Here is a 22235-nt window from a genome sequence, read left to right as displayed (position 1 = left end):
CGGGTGGCGCCCGGGGCCCCGCCGGAGCGGGCCGGACGGGACCGGGTGGGGGTGAGGGGGCCCGGGTTGCGGGTGGGGGCCGGGGTGGGAGGCAGGCGGCGGCGACGGCGCCCCGGCGGCGAGCCCCGGGCGCGGCCACGGCATGATGTGCCCATGGCCTTCGCACCCCTCCTCGGCGAGCGCCGCGCACGTGAACTCGCCGGACGGCCGTGAGCCGGCCGGTCGAGCCGGGATCGCCCGGCGCCGGATTCGCGTTCGTGGGACGTCAACCTGAACTGGACCGTCTCACCGACTCCATGCTCCGCCCGCCCGCCGTCGTCCTGATCGAGGGCGAGGCCGGCCTGGGCAAGTCCCGCCTGGTGGCCGAGGCCGCGGCCCGGGCCGCCGCCGCGGGCCGCCGGGTGCTGACCGGCTTCTGCCACCCGCTGCGCGAGCCGCTGCCCTTCGGCCCGGTGGTGGACGCGCTGCGCGGCGTCGGCCCGTTCCTGCCGCCCGCGGACCGCATCCCGGCCAGTGCCGGGGCGCTGCGCCCGCTGCTGCCGGACCTCGCCGACCGGCTCCCGCCCCCTCCCCCGGGCGCCCCCGGCGAGGGCCCGCCGGGGCTGCGGCTGCTGGTCCAGGCGGTGCGGGCGCTGCTGGGCGCGCTCGGCGAGACCGTCCTGGTCGTCGAGGACCTGCACTGGGTGGACGACGCGACCCGCGAGCTGCTCCTGCTGCTGGCCCGGGACGTGCCGCCCGGCCTGGCCCTGGTGCTCACCTACCGGGCCGAGGACCTGCCGCCGGACACCCCCGTGCTCGGCGCCGCCTACCGGCGCCCGGCCGGGGTGGGCGGCGCGCTGCTGCGGCTGTCCCCGCTCGCCGAGGCCGAGGTGCACGAGCTGGCCCGGGCCGCGCTCGGCCCGCGCGCGACCGCGGCCCTCACCCGGGTGCTGTTCGAGCGCAGCGAGGGCCTGCCGCTGGTCGCCGAGGAGGACCTGATCACGCTGGGCGAGCGGCGCGGCGCCGACGCGCTGACCACCGCCGCGGACCTGGCCGCCGACCTGGAGCAGTCCGAGGTGCCGCGCGGCCTGCGCGACGCCGTCACCGAGCGGCTGGCCGTGCTGTCCCCGGACGCGGCCGCGATCGCCTGCGCGGCCGCGGTGCTCGGCGTGCCGGCCGGGGAGGAGCTGCTCGCCGCCGTGGCCGGCCTCGACGCGCAGGCCGCGGCGGACGGCCTGACCGAGGCGCTGCGGGCGGCGGTGCTCAACGAGAAGCCGCTGGCGCGTTACGGCTTCCGGCACGTCCTGGCGCAGCAGGTGGCCTACCGGCGGCTGCCGGGGCCGCGGCGCGGCGCCCTGCACCGGCGCGCGGTGGCGGCGCTGGGCGCGCGCGAGCCGAGGCCGCTGGTGCAGATCGCCCATCACACCCTGGCGCTGGGCGACCGGGCGGCCTGGCAGGAGGTGGCGGAGGCCGCCGCCGACCAGGCGGTGGCGCTCGGGGACAGCGGCAGTGCCGGGCCGCTGCTGCGCCGGCTGCTGGACGAGCCGGACCTGGACCCGCGCCGGCGCGGGCGGGCGGCGCTGGCGCTGGCGCGGATCGCCGCCGACGGGGTGGACTCGCTGGCGAGCGCCGCCACGCTGACCGCGATCATCGCCGATCCGCGGCTGCCGGTGCCCGACCGGGGCGAGATCCGGCTGTCGCTGGGCTTCCTGATGGCCGTGCACGGCGGGGACCGGGCCGGTTTCGACCGGATCGAGGAGTCCCTGGAGGAGCTGGAGCAGCGCCCGGACCGGGCGGCCCGGGCGATGGTGGCGCTGGCCATGAACGAGCGCGACGGCGCCGGGGAGCGCGCCTGGCAGTGGCTGGAGCGGGCCGAGCGGGTCCTGGCGGCGAGCCCGGACGAGGAGGTGGCGGCGGCCGTACGGGCCACCCGGCTGACCTTCCTGGCCCGCGAGGGCGACCCGTCGGTGTGGGAGCGGCTGGAGGCGCTGCCGCGCAGCTCGGAGCGGCCGGAGATCGTCCGGCAGACCACCCGGGCGCTGTACAACGTGGGCGAGATCGCCGTCGAGCTGGGCCACGACCGGCGGGCCGCGCGGCTGTTGGAGGAGAGCCGGCGGCTGGCCCGGCAGGCGGCGATCCCGTACCTGGAGTGCTACAGCCGGATCGCGCTGGCGCGGCTGGACGGGCTGGCCGGGCGGTGGGAGGGGCTGGAGGAGCGGCTGGCGGCGCTGGGCGCCGAGTTCCCGGACCTCGCGATGGCCGGCATCGAGCAGGCGTTGCTGCTGGGCCGGCTGGCGGCGGCGCGCGGGCAGCTCGCGGTGGCGTACGCCCGGTTCGCGGAGGCGGAGCCGTACGGGGAGCGGGAGTCGCAGGTGACCGGGGCGCTGCGGGTGGCGGCCGGGCCGGCGGCGCTGCTGCTGGCGGAGGGCGACGTCGCGCGGGCGGCGGCCGTGGTCGCGCCGGCGCTGGACACCCTGCGCGCGGCGGGGGCCTGGCCGCGGGCGGCGGAGCTGCTGCCGGTGGCGGTGGAGGTGCTGCTGGCCGGGGGCGACCGGGCGGGCGCGGCGGAGCTGGCCGGGCAGGCGGGGGCGGGCTTGGAGGGCCGGGACGCGCCGGCCCCCCTGGCGGCGCTGGCCTTCGCCCGGGGCCTGCTGCTGGCCGACGGGGGCGAGCCGGCGGGCGCGGGCGCGCAGTTCGTGCGCTGTGCCGGGCTGTGGCGGGAGATCGGGCGTCCGTACGAGGCGGCGCGGGCCGAGGAGCGGGCCGCCGCGGTGTCGGCGGGGGTCGACCGGGTGGCGGCCGGGGAGCTGATCGGCGCCGCCGAGCGGGCCTACCTGGCGCTGGGCGCGGCCTGGGACGCGGCCCGCTGCCAGCGGCTGCGGCGCGAGCTGGGCCTGGGGCGGGCGGCCTCGCCGGGGCGGCGCGGCTACGGCGAGCGGCTGTCGCCGCGCGAGCGGCAGGTCGCGGCGCTGGCGGCGCAGGGTGCGGCGAACCAGGACATCGCCCGGGCGCTGTTCCTGTCGACCCGTACGGTCGAGCACCACGTGGCGAGCGCGCTGCGCAAGCTGGGGGTGGGCCGGGCGGGGCTGGGCGAGGCGCTGGCGGCGGAGGACGGGGCCTCCTGAGGAAAAAGGGGGTCCCGCCCGCTCCCTCAAGAGGCGGGACCCTGTCCGTGGTGTCGGCCGTGCCGGTGGGTGGGTGGGTGGCCGGTCAGCCGTGCCGGTGGTGGCCGGCGCGCTCGACGAGTCGGGAGAGCCGGGCCAGGCGGGCCAGGCCCGGGCGGCGCAGGCCGCTGCCGCTGCGGCGGGCGGGCAGGACCAGTCCGGGGTCCGGGGCGGTGAAGTGCGCGTCGGCGTAGAGCCGCAGGCGTTCGCGACGGGTCATGGGGGCGACCTCCGGGGGGTGAGGGGTCGTCGGCTTGGGCGGGTTCCAGGAAACCGGCTGGGCCGGGGCGGGAACAATGCGTACCGCTACCCAATCCCCCGTACCGAATCCTGGGTACCCACCGCTCCCCCGGACCGGCGGAGGGCACACCCCGGGCCGTCCGGCCACCGGTGCTGACCCGGGCGGGTGAAGAAACCACCCGTCAGGCTTCGATTCCCGCCGGCGCAGGTACGAGGTTCTGCTGTCCGTGTCGCCTCCCGACAGCGAGGTTCCCGTGTCACCTGTCCGACGGCTGCGGCCGCGTCCACCGCACGTCCTGTCCGCGCTGCTGGCGGTGGTGCTCGGTGCGGGCGCCGCGGCCCTGGCGCCGCCGCTCGCCGCGGGGGCGCCGCACACCGGGCACGCCCGGGCGGCCGCGAAACCGGCGGCCAGGGCCGCCGAGGCCGCCGCGCCGAAGCCGCGCGGGGCCGGGACGCAGCGGCCGATCGGCCCGGACCCGGTGGTCGACCTGCTGGCGCACGGCAACCTCACGATGGCCTCCAACTCGGTGCTGACCTGCGACGACAGCGACGGCACGGTCTGCTCGGACACCGAGGGCTCGAACAACGGCCGGACCAAGTTCATCAAGGTCGACCCGAACGCCCCGGGCCCCAACGCCGCCTCCGCGCAGCTGCTGCTGCCGGCCGGGGCGAACGTGCTGTCCGCCCGGTTGTACTGGCAGTTCAACCCGACCAACACCAGTACCGCGGGCGGCACCTCCGGGGACATCAACAAGGGCAACCAGGTGTCCTGGAAGGTCCCGGGCGCGAGCGGCTACCAGCAGGTGACCGCGGACACCTACGACTGGTTCGACCAGAAGGTCGGCGGGAACCCGCCGGAGCCCCTGCTGGCCGGCGGGGCGGTCAAGGACGTGACGGCCGAGGTCCGGGCCGCCGGCCCGGGCAGCTACACCGTCGCCGACATCCAGGCGTGCGCCGGCCGCTCCTCCGCGCAGAACTACGGCGGCAACAACGTCGGCTGCTGGGGCGGCTGGTCGCTGGTCGTCGCGTACGAGGACCAGGCCGAGCCGCTGCGCTACCTCCAGGTCTGGGACGGCTACCAGCTGCTGCGCGACCCCGACAACTCGACCACGCTGACGCTCGGCGGCATCCGCACCCCCGCCACCACGGCCCCGCGGGCCACCATGGGGATCACCGTCGGCGACGGCGACGCGCCGATCGCCGGGGACACCCTGGCGGTCGGCTCCACGCCGGAGAACCTGACCCTCCTGCCGATGCCCGGCCCCAACGGGGTCGGCACCGACAACGCGTTCACCAGCCGGATCGACCACGTCGCCGCGGACGGCACCGGCACCAACATCACCACCCGCGACCCCGACCCGGTCAACAACTACGGCTACGACGCCCGGATGATCGACGTCACCGGCAAGATCCCGGCCGGCAGCGAGCAGGCCCTGGTCCGGATCAGCGGCGCCGGCGACGCCCTGGAGCCGCAGGCCGCCTGGCTGGCCCTCGACGCCCTCGAACCCGACCTGCGGATCACCAAGGCCAACACCCCGCCCGGCAGCCCCGACGACAACCCGCCCGGCCTGGTCGGCCCCGGCGAGACCATCACCTACACCTTCTCGGTGGCCAACCGCCGCCAGGACGGCAGCAGCACGGACCTCGACACCGCCACCGGCGTCACCCTGACCGACACGATCCCGGCGGGCACCACCTTCGTCCCCGCCTCCAACCCGGCCTGCCAGGCCAGTGGGCAGACCGTCACCTGCACCGTCCCCGACCTGCCCCCGGGCGCCGAGGCCAACGTCGCCTTCCAGGTCACCGTCGACGCCTCGACCGCCGTCGGCACCCACCTCGACGACACCGCCACCCTGCGCTTCGAGGGCAGCCAGACCCGGCGGGCCCAGGAGCGCACCAGCAACACCGTGCGCAACACCGTGGCCGCGGTGCCCGCCTACAGCATCGCCAAGACCGCCGACCCCACCACCGCCAAGCCCGGCGACACCGTCCGCTACCGGATCCAGGTCACCAACACCAGCCAGGTCGACGCCCCCGGCGTCACCCTCACCGACGACCTGTCGGGCGTGCTGAACTCCGCCGCCTACGGCAACGACGCCGCCGCCGACCGCGGCCAGGTCCAGGTCTCCGGCACCACGCTGACCTGGAGCGGGGACCTGCCGGTCGGGGCCACCGCGACCATCACCTACTCCGTCACCGTGCGTTCCACGCTGACCGCCGACGCGGTGCTGCGCAACACCGTCTCCTCCGACACCTTCGGGAACAACTGCCGCCCCGGCTCCACCGACGCGCACTGCCGCGCCGAGGTCCCGGTCACCGTGCCCAGCCCGAGCCCGTCGCCGAGCCCCAGCCCGTCGCCCAGCCCGAGCCCGACGTCCTCGCCGAGCCCCGGCCCGACGACCTCGCCGCAGCCGAGCCCGAGCCCGACCCACGCTCCCCCGCCCGGCCACGGCGGCCAGCTGCCCGAGACCGGGAGCAACGCGGCCCAGGTCCTGCTCTTCGGCCTCGCCGCGCTCGGCACCGTCGCGGCGGGCGCGCTCCTGCTGTGGAGGAGCCGCCGCACCCGCTGAGCCCCCGCACCCGCACGACCCCACGGCCGCGCCCACGCCCCCCGCGTGGGCGCGGCCCCGTGCTGTCGTCCGCCACCGGGCACGCCGCGGCCCCGCACCGCCGACGGGGGCGCTGCGGGGCCGGGGCGATACGGGGCCGGGGCGCCGGTCAGCCGCGCGGGGCGGTGTCCAGGGCGCGGGCGTCGGCGGCGATCAGGCCGGCCCGGTCGGCGACGACGCCGCGGCCGGCCTGGTCCTCGGCCCAGGCGGCGAGCGGCTGGTACTGGCCCTGGCCGAGCATCGTGGTCAGGGTGGCGACGGCGTTGCGGTCGGCGCCGGAGGTGAGCACCAGGGCGGCCAGGCCGGTGGGGGTGGCGGCGACGGTGAACGCGGTGGTGGTCTCGGCGCGGCCGCCGGGGCCGGTGGCCTCGGCGCGCAGGGTGTGCCCGCCGAGCGGGAGGGCGGTGGCGTCCAGGGCGGTGCCGGGCGCCAGCTCCTTGCCGTCCAGGGTGAGGCGGACGGTGTCGGCGCCGGTGGACTGGACGGCGGTCACCGGCCGCGCGGCGCGGTCCAGGGTGGCGCCGGCGGCCGGGGAGGTGATCGCCACGGTGGGCGCGGCGGGCCGGACGGGGGCGCCGCCCTGGAGCCAGGCGCTGTTCCAACCGGCGAGCTCCGCCGGGCGGTTGGTGATGACGCCGTCGACGCCGGCGGCGTCCAGGGCCTTCCAGCGGGCGGCCGAGTCGACCGTCCAGACGTTGACCGCGACGCCGGCCGCGTGCAGGTCCTTCACCACGTTCGGGCGCGCGGCGAGGCCGGCGTCGGACGGGTTGTAGGCGGACAGGCCGAGGTCCCTGGCGACCGCCACCGGGTCGGCGTCGAAGTCGCCGCGCAGCAGTCCGAGCGGCAGCTCGGGGGCCAGCTCGCGGGTGTAGCGCAGGGCGTCGACCTCGAAGCTCTGGACGAAGACCCGGCCGGTCATGCCGTGGTCGCGGACCTCCTTGACGATCCGGGCGACCTCGTCGCGGCTGTGCTGGCCCTTGATCTCCAGCAGCAGGTTGCCGCCGCGGGTGCGCAGGTCCTCCAGCTGGGCGGCCAGGGTGGGGACGCGGGCGCCGGCGTAGGCGGGGCCGAACCAGGAGCCGGCGTCCAGGGAGTCGATCTGGGCGGCGGTCAGGTCGCGGATGCGGCCCTTGCCGTTGGTGGTGCGGTCGACGGTGTCGTCGTGCAGGACGTAGGGGACGCCGTCCTTGCTGGGCTGGACGTCGTTCTCGATCCACTCGGCGCCGCCGCGGCGGGCGATCTCGTCGGAGAGCAGGGTGTTCTCGGGGGCGGCGGAGGAGGCGCCGCGGTGGGCGAAGACGGTCAGCGGCGCGCCGGCCGGGCGCAGCCAGCCGCCGGGGGCGAGCGCGGTGACCTTGAGGTCGTCGAAGGAGACGGTGGAGCCGTTGACCACCAGGGCCTGGCCGCCGTCGGCGCTGCGGGCGACCTGGGTGGTGCGCAGGGCCTCCTTGCCGTCGAATATCCAGAGGGCGGTGGTGCCGTGGACCTCGACGGCGATGCGCACGTCGCGGCCGGTGCCGGCGGCGGTGGGGGCCGCGGCGGTGTTGGTGACGTTCCAGACGTTGGCGGGGGTGCGCTGGGCGAATTCCAGGCCGTTGGCGGCGGTGGTGCCGGTGCGCATGGTGGCGATCGACCAGGGGGTGACGCCGGACGCGGGGACGTCCAGGCCGAGGGCGGTCCAGCGGGCGTTGTCCTGGACGCTCTCGAAGCGGGCGGTGGCCTCGATGCGGAAGTCGTCCAGGTGGCGGCCGAAGGTGATCCGGCTCTGCTGCCCGGAGTTGGCGGAGGTGCCGACCAGGCGGCCGCCCTCGACCTTCCAGTCGCCCTCGACGGCGGTGAAGCCGGCCGGCAGGGCGGGGCCGGAGAAGTGCTCGTCGAGGACGACCTCGCCGGGGGCCGGGGCGGCGCCGGCCGCGGCGGCCGCGGGGGCGGCTTCGGCGGAGACGGCGCTGGGGACGTTCAGGGCGACGGCGGTGAGGCCGAGCGAGGCGGCGACGGCGGCGGCGAGCAGGCCGGTGCGGCGGGCCGAGCGGGGGCGGTGACTCTGTGTCATGCGCCGCAGGTTAGGGGCGATTGCCGAACCGGGCGCCACGATTCCGGGAACCGTTCGTGGCCGTTGCACGTGCGGTGCGCGAAGATGGCGGATTCCGTGCGCCGGCTGGCCGGTTCGTTTCCGTACGAGCGCGGCGGACGCGCGGCGGGCCGGGTGCGCCGCAGCCGCCCGTCGGGGCGGCTGCGGGGTGGGTCGGGGGGCGGGTCAGTAGCGCAGGACGGCGGCGATCCGGCCGGCGTCGGCGAGGGTGTCGTCGGGGACGAAGCCGACCTTTCCGCCGGTGTCCAGGGCGCGCTCGATCACCTCGTCGACGATGTCCTCGCGGGCCCCGCTCTCGCCGGCCTCGGCAGGCACGAGGTGCTCGCCGTCGTCGCGGACGGTGGCGCGGAAGTTCTCCTCGACCACCAGGCGGGCGATCCGGCCCTGGCCGACGGCCTGCCAGACCTCGTCCAGGCCGGCCGCGAACTGCTGGGCGCCGCGGGCCTTGTCGAGCTGGGCGAGGTGCTCGGCGACCTCCTGGTCGGCGTGGGCGCGCACGGCGGGCTCGACCACCTTGCGGACGGTCTCGGCGTCGGCCTGGGCCAGACCGCCGTGCGGCAGCTGGGCGGCGGCCTCCTTGGCGATCGGGCCGACGGCGTCCAGCAGGGCGAGCGCGGCGGCCTCGCCGACCACGTACAGCGGGCGGGGCGCGGCGGCCAGCAGCCTGCCGACCTCGGTGTCGGCCTGGCGCAGGAAGGTCTTGGTCGCCTCGTCGCGGAAGGTGCTGGGGGTGTCGCCGATCTGCTCCTGCCGCTCGGGGTCGGGGTTGTCGAAGACGCGCGTCAGCGGGAAGCCGTGGTCCTTGTCCTCGGTGACCCGCTCCTCGGTGCCGCCCCACAGCACCACCTTGTCGGCGGCCACCGCGAGCACCCAGTGCGGGCGCTCGGCGGCGTGCGAGGCGACCAGGTTGCGGGTGAGGAAGGTGTCGGACAGGACCACCCGGGCGGGGGCGGTGCGCCCGAGTGACCAGACCTGGTGCTCGCCAGGCGCGGCGAAGAGCGCCAGGCCGTCCTCGGCGTGCACCAGGTCGACCTCCGTCAGGGCCCGGTCGAGCTGCTCCAGCACGTCGATCCGGTCGGCGCGGGAGACCTCCGGGTCGGCCTGGACGCGTTCCTTCGCCTCGGCCAGCAGGTTGCGCAGCCGGACCGGGTCCTGGGTGTTGTCCGGCTCGCGGCGGTGGGTGGGCATCAGGATCGACACCGCCGGGTAGGGCCGCGGCCGGCGCAGCTCGGCGAGGACGGCGGGGCTGAGGTCGGGGCGCATGGAGACCCTTTCCGAAGGCGGTCGGCCTTCTTGCGTGGACGCGCGGAGCCTTGGCACTGCTGCCAAATGTCGCCAATGTACCTATTTGCGGCTTCTGCGGCGCGCGAGCACGGACGGGGAGGGGCCTTCAGCACGGGGGGCGGGCGGCCCGCCGGCGCCGTCCGGGTTCGGGCGGCGGCGTCGGCGGGCACGCGACGGCCGGGGCCGTCGGGGCGGGCGGGGAGCGGTCAGAACTGGACGTCGGTGCAGGAGTAGAAGGCGTTGCCGGTGTCGGCGACGTCCCAGACGGCGACGACCACCTGGTGGCCGGTGCGGCCGGTGGGCAGGGTCGCGGTGTGGGTGGTGGTGGCGGCGGGCTGGCGGCCGTTGTAGGGGACGGTCAGGAACGGGGTCAGATCCAGGGAGGCCCGGGTGATCGGCTGGCTGGCGTCGTAGCCGGGCTTGGTCAGGAAGTACCTGAAGCTGCTGGTGGAGTGCCGGGCCTCGATCTCCCAGGTGAAGGTGAGCTGCTGGCCCGCCGTCACCTTGGTGGTGGGCCAGCTGCCGCCCCGGGGGTTGTCCAGCGGGGCCCAGCGGGCGTCCGCGCCGGCGCAGATGGTGCCGTCCGCCGGGCCGCGGGTCGGGAAGCCCTTGGGGCCCTCGACGCTCTGCGGCTCCCACTGGATGTCGCCGCAGTCCCACGGGACGGCGTTGGCCCCGCAGAGCGCGGAGCGGCTCGGCGGCAGGTTGATGAAGCCGTGCGACTGGGCCGGCAGGGCCGCCGCGATCGGCAGGGCGATCGCGGCCGCGGCGGCGGCGATCAGGTGGCGCTTGCGCATGGTGCTCCTCCGTGGGGGTGGATGGAGTGTGCGCCCGGCGCGGGGCGTGCGCGTGCGCGTGGGGGTGCGCACGGCGGTCTGCCCGAGACATGGCATGCCCGCGCCAGACCGGTTGCCCGACACCGTAGGATCTGCCTTCCCTCCGCGTCAATGGTCTGAACCATTTGCGCCAAAGCCGCGTGATGACTGGGCTCCGACCTGCATCCCGCGGCCCCACCCGCTCCCGAATCGCGGGGGAGATTATTTGCACAAGCGCTATACAAGCTCTGGCCGATATTTCTGTTCATGGCTTATCCTGGACCCAGCCATACCCGGAAGGAGGGGCCCATGACCGCCACGGACCCCGCGCTCACCGCGCTCGCCAACGGCTGGGGCGCCCTGTCCCTCCTGCACGGCAGGATCGAGTCCCACATCGAACGCGCCCTGCAGGCGAAGCACGACCTGAGCGTGCGCGAGTACTCGCTGCTCGACGTGCTCAGCCGCCAGCACGACGACGAGGGCGGGCACCTGCAGATGAAGCAGGTCGCCGACGCGGTCGTGCTCAGCCAGAGCGCCACCACCCGCCTGGTCACCCGGCTGGAGGACCGCGGGCTGCTGTCGCGCTACCTGTGTCCGACCGACCGCCGCGGCATCTACACCAACGTGAGCGAGGACGGCCTGAGGCTCCTGGAGCAGGCCCGGCCGACCAACGACGCCGCGCTGCGCGAGGCGCTCGACGAGGCCGCCCGCACCCCCGCGCTGGCCTCGCTGGTCCAGGCGGTCGAGGCCGTGGACGCCGCCGCGCCCACCCGCTGACCCCGGCCGGCCCCGCGCCGCCACTCCCCCGGGCCCGGCCCGTCCGAACCGCACACGCGGTCCGGACGGGCCGGGCCCGGCCGCGTTTCCGGCCTCCCGACCCCGACCCTATGGCGCGTGCCACCTATCCGCGTTTGCACTTATCGCGCGTCTGCAACTATTGTTAGGGCACGCAAGGCGCTAGCTCAAGCAATCACAGAAGGGTTCGGGCCCATGCCTCTCGCTCTCATCGCCCTGGCCATCGGCGCATTCGGGATCGGGACCACCGAGTTCGTGATCATGGGACTCCTGCCCCAGATCGCCGGCGACTACGGCGTCTCCATCCCCAACGCGGGCCTGCTGGTCACCGGCTACGCCCTCGGCGTCGTCATCGGCGCGCCGCTGATGACCGTCCTCGGCACCAGGATCAGCCGCAAGACCATGCTCATGCTGCTGATGGGCCTGTTCGTGGCCGGCAACCTGCTCTCCGCGTTCGCCCCGTCCTTCCCCGTGATGCTCGCCGGGCGCATCGTGACCTCCCTCGCCCACGGCGCCTTCTTCGGCATCGGCTCCGTCGTCGCCGCCGACCTCGTCGCCCCGCAGAAGAAGGCCGGCGCCATCGCCACCATGTTCACCGGGCTGACCGTCGCCAACATCGTCGGCGTCCCGCTGGGCACCTACATCGGCCAGGCCGTCGGCTGGCGCACCACCTTCGCCGGCGTCGCCGCGCTCGGCGTGGTCGGCCTGCTCGGCATCGCCAAGCTCGTCCCCGCCATGCCCCGCGCCGAGGGCGCCCACCTGCGCCGCGAGCTGACCGCCTTCCGCAACCCCCAGGTGCTGCTCGCCATGGCGATGACCGTGCTCGGCTTCGGCGGGGTCTTCGCCGCGATCACCTACATCGCCCCGATGATGACCAACGTCGCCGGCTACGCCGACGGCTCCGTCACCTGGCTGCTGGTCCTGTTCGGCGTCGGCATGTTCCTCGGCAACCTGCTCGGCGGGCGCTACGCCGACCGCAAGCTGATGCCGATGCTCTACACCACCCTCGGCGGCCTCGCCGTGGTGCTCGCCCTGTTCACCCTCACCGCCCACAACAAGGTCGCCGCCGCCGTCACCGTCCTGCTGGTCGGCGCCCTCGGCTTCGCCACCGTCCCCCCGCTGCAGAAGCGGGTCCTGGACCAGGCCCACGGCGCCCCCACCCTGGCCTCCGCCGTCAACATCGGCGCCTTCAACCTCGGCAACGCGCTGGCCGCCTGGCTCGGCGGCATGGTGATCAGCGTCGGCCTCGGCTACACCGCCCCGAACTGGGTCGGCGCCGTCCTCGCCGCGGCCGCCCTGCTGCTGGCCTTCTGGTCCGCCGCCCTGGAGCGCCGCGACCGCACCCGGGAGGCCGCCGCCACGAGCGCGGCTCCCCGCCACGCGGCCCTGCAGCACTGACCATCGACACCACCGGCACACCACCGGCCACCGCCCCGACCGGAACCCACCCCACCCCGGGAGAAGCACCACCATGAGCACCACCACCGCAGTCGCCCCGATGACCACCGCCGACGCCGAGCTCCTGGTCGACGCGGCCCGCAGCGCCGCCGAGGCCGCGGGCGTGCCGGTCAGCGTCACCGTCCTGGACGCCGGCGGCCACCTGCTCGCCTTCCGCCGCGACGACCGCGCCGTGCTGATCTCCGGCGAGACCAGCACCCGCAAGGCCTACACCGCCCTCCAGCTGAACGCCCCCACCGCCGACCTGGTCGACCTGGTCAAGCCCGACGGGCCGTTCCACACCCTGCCCACCGCGCTGGACCGCCCGCTGCTGTTCATCGCCGGCGGCATCCCCGTCCACCGCGACGGCCGGCTGGTCGGCGCCCTCGGCGTCGGCGGCGGCGCCCCCGCGCAGGACCACTCCTTCGCCGCCGCCGCCCTCGACCGGCTCGCCCAGCTCGCCCGGTGAGCACCCTCCGCCCCACCCCACCGACCACACCCTCCGAAGGAGACCAGCACATGACCACCCCCACCGTCCCCACCGTGAAGCTGAACAACGGCGTCGAGATCCCCCAGCTCGGCTTCGGCGTCTTCCAGGTCCCCGACGACCAGACCACCGCCGCCGTCGCCGCCGCCCTGGAGGCCGGCTACCGCAGCATCGACACCGCCGCCATCTACGGCAACGAGACCGGCGTCGGCCGCGCCCTGGCCGCCTCCGGCGTGGCCCGCGAGGACCTGTTCGTCACCACCAAGCTGTGGAACGCCGACCAGGGCTACGACGCCACCCTGCGCGCCTTCGACGCCAGCCTCGCCAAGCTCGGCCTGGACCACGTCGACCTCTACCTCATCCACTGGCCCACCCCGGCCCGCGACCTCTACCTCGACACCTGGCGCGCCCTGGAGCGCCTCGTCGAGGAGGGCCGCGTCCGCGCCGCCGGCGTGTCCAACTTCCAGCCCGCCCACCTCCAGCGCCTGCTGGACACCAGCGCGCTGGTGCCCGCCGTCAACCAGGTCGAGCTGCACCCCGGCCTCCAGCAGGCCGAGCTGCGCGCCTTCCACGCCGAGCACGGCATCGCCACCGAGGCCTGGAGCCCGCTCGCCCAGGGCGCCGTCCTGGACGACCCGGCGATCACCGCGATCGCCGAGCGCACCGGCAAGTCCCCCGCCCAGGTCGTCCTGCGCTGGCACCTGCAGCTCGGCAACATCGTCATCCCCAAGTCCGTCACCCCGGCCCGCATCCGGCAGAACCTCGACGTCTTCGACTTCGAGCTGACCGAGCAGGACATGGCCGCGATCGCCGCCGGCGACCGCGACCTGCGCACCGGCCCGCACCCGGACCAGTTCAACGCGAGCTGACCCCGCCCCACTCTCCCGTCCCGGGCGGTCGCACCGCCGCCCGGGACGGGATCTTTTGTGAAGGACCCGCCATGGCCCCGTCCCACCCCGCACTCGCCCGACTGGCCCCCGCCGACGGCCGGCTGACCATCGGCCTGGAACTGCCCCTGGACAACGACTGGGGCCAGGACCGCGGCCGGGCCGACCGCGCGGCCGGCCGCCCCTTCGGCGTCCCCGACCTCGCCGGGCACGCCCGCCTCGCCGCCCTCGCCGACCGCCTCGGCTTCGCCGCCCTGTGGGTGCGCGACGTCCCGCTCTACGACCCCGTCCGGTTCGGCGACGCCGGCAGCGTCTTCGAGACCTTCACCCACCTCGGCCACCTCGCCGCCCTCACCCGCGACGCGGTCCTCGCCACCGGCGCGGTCGTCCTGCCGCTGCGCGAACCGCTGCTCGTCGCCAAGGCCGCCGCCACCGTCGACGTGCTCTCCGGCGGGCGCCTGCTGCTCGGCCTCGCCAGCGGCGACCGCCCCGTCGAGTACCCGCTGTTCGACCGCGACTTCCACGGCCGCGGCGCCGCCTTCCGCACCGGCGTCGAGACCCTGCGCGCCGCCTGGCGCCCCGGCCCGCTGGAACTGCCCGCCGCCGGCCTCGGCGCCGAGCAGCAGCTGGAGGTCCTGCCCCGGCCCGTCCACCCCGGGGGCATCCCGATCGCCGTCGCCGGCGGCGCCCAGCAGAGCCCCGAGTGGATCGCCGAGCACGCCGACGCCTCCCTCAACTACCCCCGCGACCCGGACGCGCTGCGCACGCGGCTGCGCCAGTGGCGCGACCTCGCCGGCGACAAGCCCTACCTGACGCCGATGGTCCTCACCCTCGCCGAGGACCCGGCCGCCGCGCCGCGCCCCATCCGGCTCGGCCTCAGCACCGGGCGCACCGCCCTGATCGAGCACCTGGAGCTGATGGCCGAACTCGGCGTCGCCCACGTCTCCTTCAACCTGCGCCCCAACGACCGCCCCGTCGACGAGCTGCTCCAGGAGCTCGCCGAGGAGGTCCTGCCCCGCTTCGCCGCCCCCGCCGCCGTCCCCTCCGCCGCGGCGGCCGGCCGGCGCGGCTGAGCCGGGGACGGGCCCCGCGCCGGCTCGCCCGTACCGGGCAATTTCCGCCGCGTCCCGTGGCCGGATGCGCCCGGGCGGCCGGCCGGTGTGGCAGGTAGGGGGACGAACCGCCGTTCGTCCCCCTACCGCCGAAACGGAGCCCCCATGCGCCGACGCCGCGGCGTCCTGCTGACCGCCGCCCTCCTGGCCCAGCTCGCCGCCGGACCCTCCCACGCCACGGCACCCGCCCCGACCGGCCAGTGCGGGGTGGTGCGCAGCGGCGACACCCCGCTGGGCGGCGCCGAGGTGACGCTCTACCAGGCCGGGGACGGCGCGGGCGCCGCGCCCCGGGTGCTGGCCCGCACCCGCAGCGCGCGGGACGGGCGCTTCGTCCTGGACTACCGCCGCCCCGAGGACCCGCGCGCCGTGCTGTACGTGCTGGCCGGCCTGCCCGGGCCCGGGGGCGCGCGCGGCGCCGGCGGGCCGGCGGTGCTCGCCGCCGTCCTGAGCGGGGCCGGGGCGCCGCCCGAACTCGTCGTCAACGAGCGCACCACCGTGGCCGTCGCCTACGCCCTGGCCCGCTTCACCGGCCCCGACGGCGTGGCCGGCCCCGACCCCGGGCTGCGCAACGCCGCCGCCGTCGCCCACAACCTGGCCGACACCGGCACCGGCGGCATCGCCGCCCCGCTCGCCGCCCCGCCCAACGGCGCGCTCACCTCGACCCTGGCCGAGTTCAACACCCTCGCCAACCTGCTCGCCGCCTGCGTCGACGGCGCCGGCGGCGACTCCTGCGACCGGCTGCTCGACCTGGCCCGGCGCCCCGGCCGGGAGCGGCCCCGCGACACCCTGCGGGCCGCCGTGGACATCGCCCACGACCCGGGCCACAACGCCGCCGAGCTGTTCGCCCTCGCCGCCACCGCCCCCCGCTACCGGCCCGCCCTGCCCGCCGCCCCCGAGGCCTGGACCGTGGCCCTGCGCTACGACGGCAACGGCCACGAGCTCGACGGCCCCGGCAACATCGCCTTCGACGCCGACGGCAACGCCTGGGTCAGCAACAACTACCGCTACGGCGCCGACCCCACCGTGCCGGTCTGCGGCGGCGACACCGTCCTGAAGTTCACCCCGGACGGCCGGGACGCCCCCGGCGCCCCCTACCGGGGCGGCGGCCTGTACGGCGCCGGGTTCGGCGTCACCGTCGACGCCCGGGGCTCCGCCTGGGTCGCCAACTTCGGCTTCCAGGGCCATGGTTGCCCGATCGACCCGGCCCCGCTGGAGCGCAGCCTCTCGCAGTTCGCCCCGGACGGCACCCCGCTCTCCCCGCCCGAGGGCTGGCGCGCCGACGGCATCGTCCAGCCCCAGGGCCTGGCCGCCGACCGCTCCGGCACCGTATGGGCGGCCGGCTGCGGCGCGGACAGCGTGACCCGCGTCCCCGACGGCGACGCCACCCGCGCCCGGGAGGTCCCCACCCCCGCGCTGCACAAGCCCTTCGGCGCCGCCGTCGACCCGGCGGGGCGGCTGTGGGTCAGCGGCAACGGCAGCGACAGCGTGCAGGTCCTGGGCCCCGACGGCACCCTGGAACGGGCGGTGACCGGCGGCGGGCTGCGCCGCCCGCTCGGCATCGCCACCGACAGCCGGGGCAACGCCTGGGTCGCCAACAGCGGCATCCTGCCGGTGCCCTGCGGCGACACCACCGCCGGGGACCTCGCGGACGCCGCCGTCGCGGGCGACGCGGGCCCGCGCCCGGGCGCCTCCGTCACCCTGATCCGCTCCGACGGCACCCCGGCCCCCGAACCCTTCACCAGCGGCGGCCTGTTCCTGCCCTGGGGCGTCGCCGTCGACGGCGAGGACACCGTCTGGATCGCCAACTTCGGCGGCCACCGCGTCGCCCGGCTGTGCGGCGTCGACCTCACCGCCTGCCCGCCCGGCTTCACCACCGGCCAGCCACTGTCCCCGCCCGACACCGGCTACCCGAGCGACGGGCTGGAACGCAACACCGGCCTGCAGATCGACCCGTCCGGCAACGTCTGGCTCGCCAACAACTGGCGCACCCTGCCCCTGCAGACCAACCCCGGCGGCCACGAACTCGTCGTCCTGGTCGGCGCCGCCGCGCCCGTGCCGGCCCCGGGGCTCGGCGGGGCCGCCACCCGGCCCTGACCGGGGGCCGGCCGTCCCTTGTGCGGCGGCGCGGGCCTACGGGCCGGTGCCGCCGGAGCCGTCGGGGGCGTCGGGGGCGTCGGGTTGGGGCCGCAGGTCGCGGGACCATCGGACCGTCGGAGCCGTCGGGCCCCCGGGGCCGTAGGGGCGACTACCCGCCGGTACCGGTGGCGGGCCGCGGGCCGTCGGGGACACTGCGCCGAATCGGCGCACCGCCGTGCAGGAGACCCGGGAGCCTTCCATGCCGCCGTCCGCCCGCCCCGCCCCCTCGGCCGCCGCGCCACCGGCCCGGCGCTCGGCGCTGCGCCGCCTGGGCGAGTGGTGCGCGCGCCACTGGCTGACCGTCGTCCTGCTGTGGCTCGTCGCCCTGGCCGGCGTCCAGGCCGCCAACCGGGCCGTCGGCGGCTCCTACTCGGACGACTTCTCGCTGCCCGGCACCCAGGCGCAGCAGGGCCGGAGCGTGCTGCAGGCGCACGAGCCGGCCGCGGCGGGCACCAGTTCCCAGGTGGTGCTGCACGACGCGGCGCAGCTGACGGGCTTCCAGCCGCAGATCGCCGGGGCGGTGGCGGCGCTGCAGCAGCTGCCGCACGTGCTGTCGGTGCAGAGTCCGCTGCCGCCGCCGGGGCAGGGCCCGGTGCCGGGCGGGCCGCTGTCCGCCGACGGGCTGACCGGGTACCTGACCGTGCGGTTCGACACCAATCCGACGCTGCTGGGCAAGGACTACCTGCCGGGGGTGGACGCGGCGGTGGCGCCGCTGCGGGCGGCCGGGGTGCAGGTGGAGTACGGGGGGCCGCTGGGCGAGCTGGCCCGGCCGGCGGCGGACGACCGGTCCAGTGAGGTGATCGGTTTCGCGGTGGCGGTGGTGGTGCTGCTGGTGGGGTTCGGCAGTGCGATCGCGGCGGGGCTGCCGCTGCTGACGGCGCTGGTCGCGGTGGTGGTCGGGCTGGGGGTGCTGGGGCTGGTGGCGGCGCTGTCGACGTTCGCGACCGTGGCGCCGACGCTGGCGACGATGATCGGCATCGGGGTGGGGATCGACTACGCGCTGTTCCTGCTGACCCGTCACCGGCAGAACCTGATGGACGGGGTGGACCCGGTGGCCTCGGCCGGGCAGGCGGTGGCCACCAGTGGGCGGGCGGTGCTGGTCTCCGGCTGCACGGTGGTCATCGCGCTGTCCGGGCTGTCGGTGTCGGGGATCTCCTTCATCGCCAAGCTGGGGGCGGCGGCGGCCGTCACGGTGGTGTCGGCGGTGCTGGGGGCGCTGACCCTGCTGCCGGCGCTGATGGGGCTGATCGGGCGCCGGATGGACCGGTTCGCGGTGCGCCGTCCGGTCGCCGAGGCGGGCGGGGACGGGCAGGACGGGGCGTGGCACCGCTACGCCCGGCGGGTGGAGGCGCGGCCGTGGTGGTACCTGGTGGCCGGGGTGGTGGTGCTGGCGGTGCTGTCCGTCCCGCTGTTCTCCATCCAGCTGGGCCACATCGGCGACGGCGCGGACTCCACGGACTTCACCGACCGGCGGGCCTACGACCTGATGTCCCAGGCCTTCGGGCCGGGTTCGAACGCGCCGCTGACGGTGGTGGTCGACCAGGGCGCGGTGCCCGCCGACGCGCGGGCGGGGGTGCAGGCCTCGGTGCAGCGGGCGCTCACCGGCCTGCCCGGCGCCGCGAGCAGCACCCCTCTGCAGACCAGCCCGGACGGGGCGGTGCTGTTCGCCACCGTCGTCCCGGCGGGCGCCCCGCAGGACCGGGCCACCACCGACCTGGTGAACCGGCTGGCGGACACGGTGCTGCCCGGCGCGGTGGCCGGCAGCGGCGCGCGGACGTACGTGACCGGCAACACCGCGGCGCAGGTCGACTTCCTGGACATCGTGTCGAGCCGGCTGGTGCCGATCATCGCGGTGGTGGTCGGGCTGGCCTTCCTGATCATCCTGCTGGTCTTCCGCGGCGTGCTGGTCGCGGTCAAGGCGGCGGTGCTCAACCTGCTGTCGATCGCGGCCTCGTACGGGGTGGTGGTGGCGGTGTTCCAGTGGGGCTGGGGCGGGCCGGCGCTGGGGGTGGCGGGGAAGGTCCCGATCGAGAGCTACGTGCCGATGATGATGTTCGCGATCGTCTTCGGGCTGAGCATGGACTACGAGATCTTCCTGCTCTCCCGGGTGCACGAGGCCTGGCTGCGCACCGGGCACAGCCGGGACGCGGTGGCGCACGCGCTGGAGATCACCGCGCGGGTGATCACCTGCGCGGCGCTGATCATGGTGAGCGTGTTCGCCGCGTTCGTCGTCAGCGACAACGTCGTCATCAAGATGATGGGGCTGGGCCTGGCGGTGAGCGTGCTGGTGGACGCGACGGTGGTGCGGCTGCTGCTGGTCCCGGCGGTGATGACGCTGCTGGGCTCGGCGGCCTGGTGGACGCCGCGGTTCCTGGACCGGGTGCTGCCGCACATCGACACCGAGGGCGTGAACTCCTAGGCGGCGCCTTGCCGGCGGCCCCGGTCACCCGGGGCCGCGGGCGGGCCGACGGTCTGGAGACGGTCAGGGGGTGCACATGGCCAGGGCGCGGCTCTGGCCGCTGTGGGCGCGGACCGTCCAGGTGTTGGGGTTCTGGGGGTCGGGGGCGTTGAGTTCGACGTCGTCGTCGACGTCGCCGGTGGCCGTGGTCCGCAGGCGGGCGTCCTGGCCGCCGCCGGCGAGCTGGGTGCCCTGGGGGCAGGCGGCGCGGACCTGTCGGCCGTCCGGGGACCAGTCGGAGGCGACGACGGTGGGCACGGGCGCTCCGGTGACGCACATGGCGAAGGAGCGCACGGGTCCGCTCTTGGCCTGGACCATCCAGGTGTTGGCGCTGTTCGGGTCGGGGGCGTTGGCCTCGACGCCGTCGCTGAGCGCGCCGAAGCCGTTGGTGTCGAGGCGGGCGTCCTGGCCGCCGCCGACCAGGCCGTAGCCGCTCGGGCAGGTGGCCTTCGCGATCCACCCGTCCTTGGACCAGTCGGAGACGACGACCTTCGCCGCGGGGGCTCCGGTGGCGCACAGGGCCATGGCGCGCGCCTGGCCCTTCTTGGCCTGGACGGACCAGGTGTCGGGGGTGTTCGCGTCGGGGGCGTTGAGTTCGACGTCGTCGTCGACGTCGCCGGTGACCATGGTCTGCAGGCGGGCGTCCTGGCCGCCGCCGATCAGGTGCTTGCCCGCGGGGCAGGTCGCCTTGGCGATCCAGTGGTCCTGGGACCAGTCGGAGGCGACGACGGTGGGCACGGGTGCGTCCTTGGCGCACATGGCGATGGCGCGGACCGATCCGGTCTTGGCCTGGACCGTCCAGGTGTTGGCGCTGTTCGGGTCGGGGGCGTTGGCCTCGACGCCGTCGCTGAGCGCGCCGAAGCCGTTGGTGTCGAGGCGGGCGTCCTGGCCGCCGCCGACCAGGCCGTAGCCGCTCGGGCAGGTCGCCTTCGCGATCCACCCGCCCTTCGACCAGTCCGAGGCCACGATCTTCACCGTCGGGGCACTGTCCGCCGAAGCCGAGGGCAGCCCCGCCACCACGGTGCCTGTCGCGAGCACCCCCGCGAGGACGAGACGGGTCCTGTTCATCACGCACTTCCTTCCGCGCACGTCAAAGCCCCTGCGGAGCAGGGGAGTTCGCGCCGAGTCTCCCGTCCGGGTCCTCGCCGCCACCTCGCGGCCGACCTGATTCCCCCGTTCGGGTGATGGGCGGCGTCCCCCGGTCACGCGCCGCCGGGCACGTCCGTTCGGGTTTCCCCGGGGCGGCGAACGGCCCTGCGGCCGGCTCCGGGGACAGCCCCTACCGCTCCGGGTGGCGCAGGGCGACGGCGGCGCGGACGGTGGCGGCCTGGTGGGCGGCCTGGCGGGCGACGGGGAGCCAGACGGGCTGGAAGGTCCGCTGGTACTGGGCGCACCAGTCGCGCAGCAGGTGGTCGAGGCGGGCGGCCTGGGGTGCGGCGGGGGCGCCGGCGACGCGGACGGCGCGGCGCAGCAGGGCGGCGGCGCGGACCGGGACGCGGTGGGCCCACAGGTCGATGCCGGTGAGGCGGGCGCGGGTGATCGGGGTCTGCAGGAGCTCCTGTCCGTGGCCGTCCGGGTCCCATGCGTCGGCGAGTTGGTGCAGGGCGGTGAGCGGGGTGCGGGCGGCGCGCAGCAGGGGGGTGTCGGGGTTTCGCACGTAGGGCAGGGCGGCGTCGAGGAGTGCGGTGAGGAGTGTGCCGCGGTGGCGCAGGCGGTCGGCGCAGGTGCGCAGGTACAGGCGGACGGCGGTGGCGGGGCGGTTGTCGCCGAGGTGGGCGCTGGTGAAGGCGGGGACTTCGACGAGGACGGTCTGGCCGCCGTGGCGCTGGGGGGCGAACCAGGTGCCGGCGCGGGCTTCGTCGGCGCCGTGGTGGGGGGTGAGGACGCCGGTGGTGGTCTCCTGCCGGTCGATGTGGTGGGGGGTCATGAGGTAGACGCCGGGGCCGGATTCGTGCAGGCGGAAGGTGTCGAAGTTGCCGGTCTCGACGGGGATGCCGTGGTGGGCGGCGGAGCGGGCGAAGGGGTGGGCGAGGGCGGCGGGGTCGCTGGTGGCCTGGACGAAGGTGCCGCCGACATCGGTGCTGTGGAGGGAGAACTGGAGGGTGGGGCGCAGTTCGTCGATGAGGTCGAGGAGGGTGCGGCTCTCGGGGAGGTCGGCGCCGGCGGCGGGGGCCCATTCGGGCTGTTCCTCGGCGGCGGGGCGGTAGTAGTGGTCGAAGTAGTCGGGCAGGGTGCGGGCGTGGCGGCTGCCGTCGGCGAGGTGGGCGCCGTCGGGGTCGAGGCAGAGCAGGAAGTGCCAGGCGAGGTCGGGGCGTTGGGCCGTGAGGGCGTGGTGGGCGAGGTCGTCGACGGCGGCGCGGGCGGCGAACTCGTCGGCGTGGGCGCCGGCGACGACGAGGAGGTTGTGCGGGGCGCGGCCGGTTCCGTGCGGGGCGGGGCCGACGGTCAGCAGGGTCAGGGGGCGTCCGGCGCGGGAGGTGCCGACGGTGCGCACCCGGCAGCGGTCGGGCCGGTGGGCGGCCAACTGGTGGGCGGTGGCGGTGAGTTCGTCGAGGCTCGGGTAGCGGTCGTGGAGCTTGGCGGCCCGGCCGGCCGGGGTCGTCGTGTCGGTCACCTTCGGTTTCCTCCCCTGTGGTCGTGGCAGTAGTTCTACCTGGCACGCGGGGCCGCCGGTACGGGTCGGGCCCGCCCGGGCGCGGTGGCTCGGGCGGGCCCGGTAGGGCTGGAGGGGCCGGCGGGG

The 22235-nt window shown here is 76.2% G+C and carries 15 protein-coding genes; 9 read left to right on the top strand and 6 right to left on the bottom strand.

The features are described from left to right. The first annotated feature begins 257 nt into the window (after positions 1-257). Entirely contained in the window at positions 258-3104 is a 2847-nt protein-coding gene (locus AMK13_RS33100; protein WP_241853136.1) for an ATP-binding protein, read from the top strand. An 85-nt stretch (positions 3105-3189) separates the two neighbouring features. Here AMK13_RS33100 and AMK13_RS43805 read toward each other — a convergent pair whose 3' ends face one another. Further along, on the bottom strand, positions 3190-3363 hold the full coding sequence (locus AMK13_RS43805; protein ID WP_158077773.1) for a hypothetical protein: 174 nt from the start codon (positions 3361-3363) through the stop codon (positions 3190-3192). Positions 3364-3637: 274 nt separating this feature from the next. Between AMK13_RS43805 and AMK13_RS46135 the strand changes: the two genes are divergently transcribed. After that, positions 3638-5953, top strand: coding sequence for a DUF7927 domain-containing protein (locus AMK13_RS46135; RefSeq protein ID WP_074005355.1), 2316 nt, complete (start codon positions 3638-3640; stop codon positions 5951-5953). 148 nt (positions 5954-6101) lie between these two features. Here AMK13_RS46135 and AMK13_RS46130 read toward each other — a convergent pair whose 3' ends face one another. From AMK13_RS46130 to AMK13_RS33080, 3 genes are all read right to left on the bottom strand, one after another. Then, entirely contained in the window at positions 6102-8045 is a 1944-nt protein-coding gene (locus AMK13_RS46130) for a glycerophosphodiester phosphodiesterase (protein WP_074005354.1), read from the bottom strand. 204 nt (positions 8046-8249) lie between these two features. Then, positions 8250-9347, bottom strand: coding sequence for a baeRF3 domain-containing protein (locus AMK13_RS33085; protein ID WP_074005353.1), 1098 nt, complete (start codon positions 9345-9347; stop codon positions 8250-8252). 227 nt (positions 9348-9574) lie between these two features. Then, the gene (locus tag AMK13_RS33080; RefSeq protein WP_049659083.1) at positions 9575-10165 is read right to left on the bottom strand and encodes a lytic polysaccharide monooxygenase; all 591 of its coding nucleotides are present in this window, start codon (positions 10163-10165) and stop codon (positions 9575-9577) included. Positions 10166-10492: 327 nt separating this feature from the next. Here AMK13_RS33080 and AMK13_RS33075 point away from each other — a divergent pair, with 327 nt between their 5' ends. The 7 genes from AMK13_RS33075 (at position 10493) to AMK13_RS33045 (ending at position 19456) form a co-directional block, all read left to right on the top strand. Further along, positions 10493-10960 (top strand): MarR family winged helix-turn-helix transcriptional regulator, encoded by a 468-nt coding sequence (locus AMK13_RS33075; RefSeq protein WP_049659084.1) that lies wholly within the window; start codon positions 10493-10495, stop codon positions 10958-10960. 213 nt (positions 10961-11173) lie between these two features. Next, positions 11174-12376 (top strand): MFS transporter, encoded by a 1203-nt coding sequence (locus tag AMK13_RS33070; protein ID WP_074005352.1) that lies wholly within the window; start codon positions 11174-11176, stop codon positions 12374-12376. A gap of 73 nt (positions 12377-12449) precedes the next feature. Beyond that, on the top strand, positions 12450-12884 hold the full coding sequence (locus AMK13_RS33065; RefSeq protein WP_074005351.1) for a GlcG/HbpS family heme-binding protein: 435 nt from the start codon (positions 12450-12452) through the stop codon (positions 12882-12884). Positions 12885-12934: 50 nt separating this feature from the next. After that, positions 12935-13771 (top strand): aldo/keto reductase, encoded by an 837-nt coding sequence (locus AMK13_RS33060; RefSeq protein ID WP_074005350.1) that lies wholly within the window; start codon positions 12935-12937, stop codon positions 13769-13771. 71 nt (positions 13772-13842) lie between these two features. Continuing rightward, positions 13843-14862, top strand: coding sequence for a TIGR03571 family LLM class oxidoreductase (locus tag AMK13_RS33055; RefSeq protein ID WP_074005349.1), 1020 nt, complete (start codon positions 13843-13845; stop codon positions 14860-14862). Positions 14863-15006: 144 nt separating this feature from the next. Next, positions 15007-16995: a hypothetical protein gene (locus AMK13_RS33050; protein WP_074005348.1), complete on the top strand. Its 1989-nt coding sequence runs from the start codon at positions 15007-15009 to the stop codon at positions 16993-16995. 241 nt (positions 16996-17236) lie between these two features. Continuing rightward, a complete protein-coding gene (locus AMK13_RS33045) occupies positions 17237-19456 on the top strand; it encodes an MMPL family transporter (RefSeq protein ID WP_074005347.1) in 2220 nt (739 codons plus the stop codon). Positions 19457-19519: 63 nt separating this feature from the next. Here the strand turns inward: AMK13_RS33045 and AMK13_RS41405 are convergent, their stop codons facing one another. Beyond that, positions 19520-20563, bottom strand: a complete 1044-nt coding sequence (locus AMK13_RS41405; RefSeq protein WP_079272716.1) for a hypothetical protein — start codon at positions 20561-20563, stop codon at positions 19520-19522. A 211-nt stretch (positions 20564-20774) separates the two neighbouring features. Continuing rightward, complete coding sequence (locus tag AMK13_RS46125) at positions 20775-22109, bottom strand: M14 family zinc carboxypeptidase (protein ID WP_074005346.1); 1335 nt, start codon at positions 22107-22109, stop codon at positions 20775-20777. Positions 22110-22235 lie beyond the last annotated feature (126 nt).

This window comes from Streptomyces sp. CB02056 (assembly GCF_001905545.1).
Classification (GTDB): domain Bacteria; phylum Actinomycetota; class Actinomycetes; order Streptomycetales; family Streptomycetaceae; genus Kitasatospora.
The sequence above is the reverse complement of the archived record's forward strand: the minus strand, read 5'-3'. Positions and strand labels throughout refer to the sequence as shown.

Bases quoted from the DNA above. Each gene is read 5' to 3' on its own strand.
- AMK13_RS43805 (WP_158077773.1), bottom strand. From the start codon at position 3,363: ATGACCCGTCGCGAACGCCTGCGGCTCTACGCCGACGCGCACTTCACC.
- AMK13_RS46130 (WP_074005354.1), bottom strand. From the start codon at position 8,045: ATGACACAGAGTCACCGCCCCCGCTCGGCCCGCCGCACCGGCCTGCTC.
- AMK13_RS33085 (WP_074005353.1), bottom strand. From the start codon at position 9,347: ATGCGCCCCGACCTCAGCCCCGCCGTCCTCGCCGAGCTGCGCCGGCCG.
- AMK13_RS33080 (WP_049659083.1), bottom strand. From the start codon at position 10,165: ATGCGCAAGCGCCACCTGATCGCCGCCGCCGCGGCCGCGATCGCCCTG.
- AMK13_RS33075 (WP_049659084.1), top strand. From the start codon at position 10,493: ATGACCGCCACGGACCCCGCGCTCACCGCGCTCGCCAACGGCTGGGGC.
- AMK13_RS33070 (WP_074005352.1), top strand. From the start codon at position 11,174: ATGCCTCTCGCTCTCATCGCCCTGGCCATCGGCGCATTCGGGATCGGG.
- AMK13_RS33065 (WP_074005351.1), top strand. From the start codon at position 12,450: ATGAGCACCACCACCGCAGTCGCCCCGATGACCACCGCCGACGCCGAG.
- AMK13_RS33060 (WP_074005350.1), top strand. From the start codon at position 12,935: ATGACCACCCCCACCGTCCCCACCGTGAAGCTGAACAACGGCGTCGAG.
- AMK13_RS33055 (WP_074005349.1), top strand. From the start codon at position 13,843: ATGGCCCCGTCCCACCCCGCACTCGCCCGACTGGCCCCCGCCGACGGC.
- AMK13_RS33050 (WP_074005348.1), top strand. From the start codon at position 15,007: ATGCGCCGACGCCGCGGCGTCCTGCTGACCGCCGCCCTCCTGGCCCAG.
- AMK13_RS33045 (WP_074005347.1), top strand. From the start codon at position 17,237: ATGCCGCCGTCCGCCCGCCCCGCCCCCTCGGCCGCCGCGCCACCGGCC.
- AMK13_RS41405 (WP_079272716.1), bottom strand. From the start codon at position 20,563: ATGAACAGGACCCGTCTCGTCCTCGCGGGGGTGCTCGCGACAGGCACC.